The organism is Nitratidesulfovibrio liaohensis (genome assembly GCF_011682075.1).
GTDB lineage: Bacteria > Desulfobacterota > Desulfovibrionia > Desulfovibrionales > Desulfovibrionaceae > Cupidesulfovibrio > Cupidesulfovibrio liaohensis.
Map to the genome: position 1 here is coordinate 1 of NZ_VSMK01000107.1, position 6,641 is coordinate 6,641.

5 protein-coding genes and 1 pseudogene are annotated in these 6,641 nt (G+C 66.4%); 1 reads left to right on the forward strand and 5 read right to left on the reverse strand.

Annotated features, from left to right (window positions below; all coding sequences use genetic code 11):
- A partial coding sequence (locus tag FVW27_RS04660; protein ID WP_167123165.1) for an AAA family ATPase occupies positions 1–793 on the reverse strand: 793 nt, incomplete at its 3' end.
- 483 nt (positions 794–1,276) lie between these two features.
- Between FVW27_RS04660 and FVW27_RS04665 the strand changes: the two genes are divergently transcribed.
- Entirely contained in the window at positions 1,277–2,509 is a 1,233-nt protein-coding gene (locus tag FVW27_RS04665; RefSeq protein ID WP_167123167.1) for a Fic family protein, read from the forward strand.
- A gap of 102 nt (positions 2,510–2,611) precedes the next feature.
- Here FVW27_RS04665 and pstA read toward each other — a convergent pair whose 3' ends face one another.
- From pstA to FVW27_RS04685, 4 genes and pseudogenes are all read right to left on the reverse strand, one after another.
- Positions 2,612–3,781 (reverse strand): phosphate ABC transporter permease PstA, encoded by a 1,170-nt coding sequence (gene pstA / locus FVW27_RS04670; protein ID WP_167123169.1) that lies wholly within the window; start codon positions 3,779–3,781, stop codon positions 2,612–2,614.
- Positions 3,782–3,793: 12 nt separating this feature from the next.
- Entirely contained in the window at positions 3,794–5,038 is a 1,245-nt protein-coding gene (gene pstC, locus FVW27_RS04675; protein WP_167123171.1) for a phosphate ABC transporter permease subunit PstC, read from the reverse strand.
- A 91-nt stretch (positions 5,039–5,129) separates the two neighbouring features.
- Positions 5,130–6,164 (reverse strand): PstS family phosphate ABC transporter substrate-binding protein, encoded by a 1,035-nt coding sequence (locus FVW27_RS04680; RefSeq protein WP_167123173.1) that lies wholly within the window; start codon positions 6,162–6,164, stop codon positions 5,130–5,132.
- A gap of 165 nt (positions 6,165–6,329) precedes the next feature.
- A pseudogene (locus tag FVW27_RS04685) lies at positions 6,330–6,641 on the reverse strand (methyl-accepting chemotaxis protein); the annotation flags it as partial.

Consider the following 6,641-nt stretch of genomic DNA (forward strand, 5'->3'; position numbering starts at 1 on the left):
AGGCGGCGGCGGGTTCGTCGGGCACCGGGGCGTCATGCGGGGCGGCCAGCACGGCGTCCGGCTCCGGCAGGTCGCGCCACACCCGCAGAAAGCCCGCGAATTCGGCGGCGGCCCCTTCGCCCACGGCTCCGCGCACCAGATCGTATTCCACGGCCTCGTCCGGCCCGGCGGCCAGCATGTCGGACACGTATTCCCAGGTGCGCGGCGAGGGAAAGGCCCGGTCGGCCACGGCGGGGTCGAAGTCGTGCAGCAGGCGCGGGCGAAAGCGCAGGAAGGCCGTGACCTCGGAACGGATGTTCGCGGACTGCGCCCAGCCCAGCCAGTCGTCGAGGTCCGTCTCGAAGTCCAGGTGCACCATGCGGTTGGCCAGCGCGGTGGGCATGCGGTGGGTTACCGCCCGGTCCTGCTCGCGGTTGCCCGCCGCCACCACGGCCCAGCCGTCCGGCAGGCGGTATTCGCCAAGCTGGCGGTCCAGTATCAACTGGTAGCAGGCGGCCTGCACCAGCGGCGGCGCGGCGTTCAGTTCGTCCAGGAACAGGATGCCCCGCCCGTCATCGGGCAGGAACGAGGGCGGGCACCACCGGGCCCGCCCGGCGGCGTCGATGGTGGGCAGGCCGCGCAGATCCACGGGGTCCAGCAGCACGGCGCGGATGTCGCGCAGATCCATGCCAAGGTCGTGGGCAACCTGCGCCACCACCCGGCTTTTGCCCACGCCCGGCGCGCCCCACAGGAACACGGGACGACGGATGGCCACCAGCGTGGCAAGGGCGCGGGCGATCTGGGAAGGAATCATGAAGGCTCCAGGGATGAAGGAATGGCGAGAGGAGGCGGCGGCAGATGCTCTCCGACGAAGTCGGAGGCGATCCGCCGTAAGGCGCGGCGCACCCGGCAAACCCCGCAGCGAGGCGTATTGAACCGACACCATGTGGGGGAAGGCACATGCCGGGCACGCCGCCCTGCCGGGCCATTGCCGCATCCCGCCGCATGACGGCGCAACGCGGAACGACCACGGAGCAGGCGTGACGCCGACGGGGGTTGCGGCCCGCTTGCCTCGTGGTCATGGCGCAGGGGGCAGCGTCATCGGTACGGGGCGGGCCACGTCGGCGGCACCCCCTGTGTATTGAAATTGAAAATCGAAGTCAATAAAAGTCGCAACCGTCTTCTCCCGCTGCCGTGGGCGGGCGAATCCTCCTCCCCAAACCCACGCTACGAACCGGCCAATGAACCGGCCAAAACATATTGCTTTTTTGTTCGTATCTCCCTATATATTCGGCATATGAAACCGGACAACATACCGGCCACGCTGGCTCCCGTCCTGCCCGAGGGACAACATCTTGATGAACTGCGCGATCAGGCGCTGGCGGTGGTGCGCGCCTCCGCCCAACTGGACGGCAGCCTGCATCCACTGACGGCGGATACGTTGCGCGAGCGCGTCAAGCTGTTGAACAGCTACCACAGCAACCTGATCGAAGGCAGCAGGACGTCCATCTTCGCCATCGAGGCCGCGTACCAGCAGCGCTTTTCGCCCGACGACCAACGCCGTTACGCGCAGGAACTGGGCCTCGCCCACGTGGAAACGGAGTCGACCCTGCTGCGGCAACTGGCGGAAACACCACGCGACATCTGCTCCACGGACTTCCTGCTGGACATGCACCGCGAATTTTTCAGCCACCTGCCCGAGGCGCACCAGTATGTGCATTCCGGGGGCCGGTTCACCGACATTTCCGTGGCGCCCGGCCAGTTGCGCGACCGCGAAGTGTCCGTGGACGGCGGGGCCAGCATCCACGGCCCGCTGGCCCGCGATCTGCCCGGGTTGATGCACCAGTTTGCCGAAGCATACGCGCCAGACCGCCACCACGGACTGGACAGGCTCATCGCGGCGGCCGCCAGCCACCACAGGCTGACGTGGCTTCACCCCTTCCGTGACGGCAACGGCCGCGTGGTGCGCCTGCTGACCGAACTCTACCTGCGTGCGGCCGGAATCAACGAGAGCGGCGCTTGGTCCTTCTCACGCGGCATCTCCCGCGACCGTGCAGGGTACTTCATCCACCTGAACGCCGCCGACCCGCAACGCGACGGCCGCTTCGGCCTGGTCGACCTGGCGGACTTCTGCGCGTTCGTCCTCGAAACCTGCCTGGACCAGATCAGCTTCATGGCCACCAGCCTCGACGTCCGGAACATCGCCCTGCGCTACCAGACCGTGGTGCATCGGCATCTTGTGGGCACTCCCCAGGCGGCGGGCGTCCTCCGGCCGGAGGACGCGGCGCTGGTGGCCCGCCTGCTGGCCCTGGTCTTTGAAACCGGCGCGATGGAACGCGGCATGGCCACCATGGTGCTCGGCAAAAGCCAGCGCACGGGCCGCCGCGTGCTCAGCCTGCTGCTGCGGACGGGACTGCTTCAGGCAGCCACCCATGTGGCCCCCGTGCGGGTGGCCCTGCCCACCTTTGCCCTTTCCGATCTCTTCCCCCCCCTGTTCCCCGACGCCGTGGTGGGCGGCCCCGCGCTGTAACCGTCCCCCTCCCTCCACGCGCGAAAACGGCGGCCCCCTGGGGGGCCGCCGTTCGTGCATCTCTGCCTATTTCCTGGCACCAAGCATGGCTCGCGCCGCCCCCTACCACTTGCGCTCGTATTTGTTGCGCAACCAGATGGCAGTGGCGTTCATGCCCAGCAGCAGCACCAGCAGTACCATGATGCCCGCGGCGGTGCGCTCGGAAAAGGCCCGCTGCGAATCCGACGCCCAGGTGAATATCTGGGCAGGCAGCACCGTGGCCGCGCTGTTGAAGTTTTCCGGTGCCTCCGGAATGTAGGCCATCATGCCCACAATGAGCAGGGGCGCGGTTTCGCCCATGGCGCGGGCCAGGCCGATGATGGTGCCGGTCAGCACGCCCGGCAGCGACAGCGGCAGCACGTGGTGCCACACCACCTGCAACGGAGTTGCCCCAAGGGCCAGTGCCGCCTCGCGGATGGACGGGGGTATGGACCGGATGGCCGCCCGCGTGCTGATGATGATGGCGGGCAGGGTCATCAGCGACAGAGTCAGCCCGCCCACCAGGGCCGACGACCGGGGTACCCCCATGAAATTGATGAAGATGGCCAGCCCCAGCAGCCCGTACAGAATGGACGGGATGGCCGCCAGGTTGTTGATGTTCACCTCGATGATCTGGGTCAGCCGGTTGTCCGGCGCAAATTCCTCAAGATACACCGCGCACATCACCCCCACGGGAAAGCTGATGGCCAGGGTGATCAGCAGCACGTACAGCGAACCGATGGCCGCCGCGCGAATGCCCGCCAGCTCCGGCAGCTTGGAATCGCCCGCCTCGAAGAATCCCCAGTTGAAGGCCAGCCGGGCCTTGCCTTCCTGGCGCATGGTGTCCACCAGTGCCTGGTGCCTCGGCTTCAGCCGGTTGGCATTGCCCTTCAAGTACTGATCAGTGTCCGCGCTGGCCAGCACCCACATTTCCTTGGTGGTGCCGATAAGCCTGCTGTTCTCGGCCATCATGGACGGGATGAGCCGGGTGAAGCTGCGCGAGACGATCTGCACCGTATCCGGGTCCATGGCGGCGTAAGGATTGTCGTGCGCCTCGGTCGTATAGTTCACGGACACCAGCAGTTCCGCCTGCTGGAAGGCGGGGTAGCCCTTCATGGTGATGTCGAACAGAAAGAACACCAGAAACGCCCCGGCCAGAACCAGCGCGGCGATGGCGCACAGGCGAAAGCGCGTTTCCGCCGCGCGCCGCTTGCGCAGCAGCTTCTTTTCGTCAATGCCGAACAACGATGCCATGCTGGTGCCCCCCTACTCGTACTGTTCGCGAAACTTGCGGATGACCACCAGCGACACCACGTTGAGCACCAGCGTCAGCACCAGCAGCACAAGGCCCAGCCCGAAGGCCGAAAGCGTCTGCGGGCTGTCGAAGGCCTGGTCGCCGGTCAGCGAATCCACGATGCTCACGGTGACCGTGGTCATGCTCTTCAGCGGGTTCCATGTCAGGTTGGGCATGAGCCCGGCGGCCATGACCACGATCATGGTTTCGCCCACCGCGCGCGACACGGCCAGCAGCACGGCGGAAACCACGCCCGGCAGGGCCGCGGGCAGCACCACCTTGCGGATGGTCTCCGACGTGGTGGCGCCCAGCGCGTACGAACCTTCGCGCATGGCCTGGGGCACCGCGTTGATCACGTCGTCCGACAGCGAGGAGACAAGGGGAATGATCATCACACCCATCACCAGCCCCGGCGCCAGCGCGTTGGTGTATTCCGCCTCCAGCCCCATGGACTCGGCCAGGTGCACGATGAGCGGGCTGACCGTGATGGCGGCGAAGAACCCGTAGACCACGGTGGGGATGCCCGCCAGGATTTCCAGCGCGGGCTTGGCGATGCGCCGCACCCGCTGGCTGGCGTATTCGGCCATGTACACAGCGGCGAACAGCCCCATGGGCACGGCAACCAGCATGGCCACGGCGGTGATGTAGAAGGTGCCCGCGAACAGCGGCAGCGATCCGAATTCCGGCGTGGCCACGTTGCCGTCGGCCCGGCCCGTGGAAATCAGGAAGGCCGTCTCCGGGCTCCACTTGGTGCCGGTCAGAAAGTCCCACAGGTTCACCAGCCGGAAGAACTGCATGGCCTCGAACACCACCGAGACAACGATGCCGATGGTGATGAGGATGGAAATGCACGAGGCGCCGATGAGCGCCCAGCGCACCGCGCCTTCCACGCTGTGGATGGCGCGGAAATCGCGCCCGATGGCCCGTTGCGACCACACAAGGCCGAACGCGGCCAGGGCCACGGCCCCACCCGCCAGCACCGGGCCGGGCACGGTGGCGATGCGCAGCAGGTGCAGCAGCCCCGCCAGCACGAACAGCCCCATGGACGGCAGGGCCACCCACAGGCACGAATACCACCCGTAATACACGAGCGGCGAATGAAATTCCGTGCCCCGCGCATTGTCGGCCCCCGCCCTGCGGCGGGCTGCCATGTACGCCAGCACCGAAAGCGGCAATATGGCCATCAGGGCCATCTGCAACGCGCTTCCCATGGTCATGTGCGTTCCCGTTGGCCGGGGGGCGCGCACCCCCCGGAAATGGTGAAGGCCGGGGAAGGCGTATCCCTTCCCCGGCACGTGCGGCTTGTGGCTACTTCAGGTCTTCGGCGGTCAGCTTCTTGAAGCCGGTCACGTCCTTGCGCACCTTTTCGCGCTCGGCGGCGGGCAGCGGAATCAGCCCGATGGTCTTCAGGTAGCCGGCGTCGCCGATCATCTTTTCGGACATGAACAGGTCCACGTATTCCTTCAGGCCGGGAATCTTCCCGATGTGGGCGTCCTTCACGTAGAAGTACAGCGCGCGGGAGATGGGGTACTTGGCCGAGGAGATGTTGTCGAAGGTGGGGGGGTTGCCTTCCACGGTGCAGCCCTTGATGCGGTCCTTGTTCTCGGCCAGGAAGCTGTAGCCGAAGATGCCCACGGCTTCCGTGTCCTTGGTCAGCTTCTGCACGATGAGGTTGTCGTTTTCACCGGCGGGCACGTAGGGGCCGTCCTGGCGGATCTTCTTGTACTGGGCCGCGTCCTTGCCAAGCACGGCCTTGAAGGTCTCGTCCTTGCCGGTGAACTTTTCGACCACCATTTCGATGAAGGCGTCGCGGGTGCCCGAGGTGGCGGGCGGGCCGTAGATGACGATCTTGCGGTCGGGCAGGGACGGGTTCAGCTGCTTCCAGGTCTTGTAGGGGTTCGGCGCCAGCTTGCCGTCCACGGGCACTTCTTCCAGCACGGCCAGGGCCAGATCCTTCAGGGTCAGGTTCATGTCGCCGTTGCCGATGTTCTGGGCGATGACGATGCCGTCGAAGCCGATCTTGGCTTCGGTGATGTCGGTGACACCGTTCTTGGCGTTGGTTTCCAGTTCCTCGACCTTCATGCGGCGCGAGGAGTTGGTGATGTCCGGGGTGTCGGGGCCGACGCCCGCGTAGAACAGCTTGTGGCCGCCGCCGGAACCGGTGGATTCGACCACGGGCGACTTGAACTGCTTGTTGGTGGCGCCGAATTCTTCGGCCACGGCGCTGGAGAAGGGATACACGGTGCTGGAACCCACGATGCGGATCTGGTCGCGGGCTTCGGCCACACCGGCCAGCGACAGCACAAGCGCGGCGGCCAGCGCCACTTTCTTGATCGACTTCATTGCAAACCTCCCTGACGGTTCCCGGTTGGGGGTAATTGTGTGCGGTTCAGCGTCAACGCGCCACAAGAAGTATCCAGCGCAGGTTACGGCCTGTTGTGACGACCGTTACAATCCTGTGTCGTGCCGCCTTCCTCAGTATCCCATTCCGCAGCATTGGCGCGCTGTCTATGATTCCTCGCCATCGCGGGGGGGCTGCCCCCCGTCATCGCAGGTCATGCCGTCCATGACGTGTTGCAGTTCCCCGGCCAGGCGCGAAAGCCCGGCCACGGCATGGGCCGATTCCGCCATGCCCTGCGCGGTTTCGCGGGCGATGGCGTCCACTTCCGCCACGGCGCGTCCCACGTCTTCTCCGCCGCGCGCCTGCGCCTCTGCCATGGCGGCAATGGTCCGCACCTCGCCGCCGGAATCGCCGATGCGGGCCAGGATGTCGTCCAGCGCACCGCCGGAGCGGGTGGCCAGCGCGTCGCTTTCGCGCAC